This window comes from Pelagibacterium lentulum (assembly GCF_003992625.1).
In the GTDB taxonomy this organism is placed as follows: Bacteria; Pseudomonadota; Alphaproteobacteria; order Rhizobiales; family Devosiaceae; genus Pelagibacterium; species Pelagibacterium lentulum.
Genome location: NZ_RZMW01000036.1, coordinates 1 through 2,549, shown reverse-complemented (window position 1 = coordinate 2,549; position 2,549 = coordinate 1). Strand labels below are relative to the sequence as shown.

Here is a 2,549-nt window from a genome sequence, read left to right as displayed (position 1 = left end):
CCAACACTCCTCAATCTCCTGCCCAAAACGAGCAGGATAGCGTTCAAACATGGGTCAAATCTCAGTGGAAAAATCCCTCAGTACCGGGTCAGATCTCAACGGCAATCAACAGCGATCGGCTTCGAGTAATCCCTGCAGGCGCTCTGCGTAAGGTTTCACGGTGGCGCGGGAAACGCCCGGTGGCAGCTCGATTTCCCGAACGGGCATGTAATCGATCGGCATTATATCGCGCAGCTTGAGTCTGCCGGTGGCGACCCGTTCAGGCGGATCCTCGTCGCGCCACGCTCGCCGGGCACTTTCCACCCAGACTTCGGTGGCTGAAACACACAATGTGCTGTCCAGGAAAACATGTGCTGCCGGCGCATAAACATACCGGGCCGACCACGCGTGATCCGCGGCCATCAGCGGCACGACAACGTGGTCCAGTTTCTGGTCCCGGACGATGCGCACCAGAGAGGCAATCCGCTCTTGCAGATGTGCCGTCAGACGCACGAAGACCGCGGGGCCGTTTGCCATGTACCGACCGGGCTCGCGATCGCTCTCAAACATCAAGAGCTGTGGCCGTGCGAGTGGCACGAGCTTTCCAACGAGATTGGCCGCACTGGCCTGAACCGAATGGTTCCAGTTGGCGACGACTTTTCCCTCTTTGACCCAATCATGCCCGCGGTTTTGAATGAGGAGCAGGATCTGTGCGGCGAGATCTGGGTTGAGTTCGCGTAGCCTGCTCCCGCGCGTCTCAGCCCCACCCACATCCACACCACGAGCGTCCAACTCGCTGAGCGCAGCTTGGTAGAATTGCTGTTGCAGTTTCGACAATGTTCCAACTGCTTTCGCACGTGCCGTTTCCCGGCGTTTGCGATCAACCTCTTCCCGAAACGCCGCAAGTGGCGGACGTTTCGGCGTCTGTCCGGATTGAACCCTGGCCCAATAACCTCGCGGCGGTTTGGGAACCTGAAGACGAGCGCATAGCTTGGCGATGGCGACATCTGAAACGCCAAGTTCCCTCGCCACCTCCTGCGTCGGTTTCTCCCAAACCAGCGCGAACAGTTCCTCACGCGAGAGCTCTTTTGACGGCATTTTGGCTCCTTTTTGGTCAATGGCCGGCGGGCACGTTTCGTCCTGTTTTCGACACCCACATCTCCTTTTGATCGATTTTCGACATTGGTCATTGATTTTCAATCCTGGCGCTGTAAATTCTTTTCGGCGGATATGCGACGTATGATCGCTTTTCGGCAATCATGAGAGAAAGCCGACATGGAACTCGACATCGGGAAACCTGCCCATTTTCAAAATGAGCCCGTTCCAGAAGGTACGCGGCTCGCAGGGTGGGCGGCACTTGTCCACGCGCTCGATGTGAAGGCGCCTGTGAGGAACCCCGCCTGCATTTCCGAACGCCATGTGCGCGGTAATCGCCGGCAGGAGGGCATCTGGGAGGTCTATGACAAACGGTATCAACCGGACGACACCCTGGACGCCCATCTCGGCTTTGCCCTGCGCCATGAGCCGATCGATCTTCTGGTTCTCAAACGCATCCTCGATGCGTTGCCGGAACAGGACCTCATAGATTTCATCCAGCGAACACCGACCGGCGCGGTGACGCGACGTGTGTGGTTCTTTTATGAAACCTTGAGCGGCAAGCGGCTCGATATCGACGACGCCCCCACAGTCACCGCCGTCGACGCACTCGATCCCGAAGCCTATTTCACCGGCCCCGCGTCGCTGTCCCTGCGCCATCGCGTGCGCAACAATCTGCTTGGTACGGGCGCGTTCTGTCCGATTATCAGGCGCACAGAAAAGCTGGAAGCATTTCTGGCCCTCGATCTTTCCAGGAAGGCACAGGAGACGATAGGGCGAACCGGCGCTCACATTGTTTCCCGGGCTGCAAGTTTTCTGTTGCTTGCAGACAGCCGCGCGAGTTTCGAGATCGAAGGGGAACGCGCGCCAGCCAGTCGGCTCGAGCGTTGGGGACGTGCCGTTCTCGGGGCTGGCAAGCGTCCGCTCAACCAGACCGAAATCTACCGACTGCACCGCATCCTGATCGGCGACGATCGGTTCACCGAGATCGGATATCGCAGCGAGGGCGTATTTCTGGGCGAGCGGGATCACAACCATGATCCTTTGCCCGAGTTCATCGGTGCCCGTCCTCAGGATGTTCCCGACATCATGACCGGCCTCAATGAATGCAACAACAGGCTGCGGACCTCAGACGTCGATCCGGTTCTGCAAGCTGCCGCGATTGCATTCGGGTTCGTATACGTCCACCCGCTGGTCGACGGCAACGGACGTTTGCACCGCTGTCTTGTCCACCACGTGCTCGCCGAGCGTAAATACACCCCGCCCGGCATGGTGTTTCCCGTCTCGGCCGTCATGCTGGATCGCATCGACGACTATGCCACGATCCTCAAGCGGCATTCCGGTCCCCTGATGGAGTTCATCGGCTGGCGGGCCCTGCCTAACCATAATGTCGAGGTCACCAACGACACCGCGGACCTCTATCGCTATTTCGACTGCACCGAGGAGGCCGAGTTCCTCTATAGCTGCGTGCAGCG

The 2,549-nt window shown here is 58.9% G+C and carries 2 protein-coding genes; one reads left to right on the top strand and one right to left on the bottom strand.

Annotated elements, in window-relative coordinates; genetic code table 11:
* Positions 1–105: 105 nt before the first annotated feature.
* The gene (locus tag EO133_RS10715) at positions 106–1,077 is read right to left on the bottom strand and encodes a hypothetical protein (protein ID WP_164734981.1); all 972 of its coding nucleotides are present in this window, start codon (positions 1,075–1,077) and stop codon (positions 106–108) included.
* Positions 1,078–1,254: 177 nt separating this feature from the next.
* Here EO133_RS10715 and EO133_RS10710 point away from each other — a divergent pair.
* Positions 1,255–2,549: Fic family protein (locus EO133_RS10710; RefSeq protein WP_164734980.1), on the top strand; the 1,295-nt coding region annotated here is incomplete at its 3' end.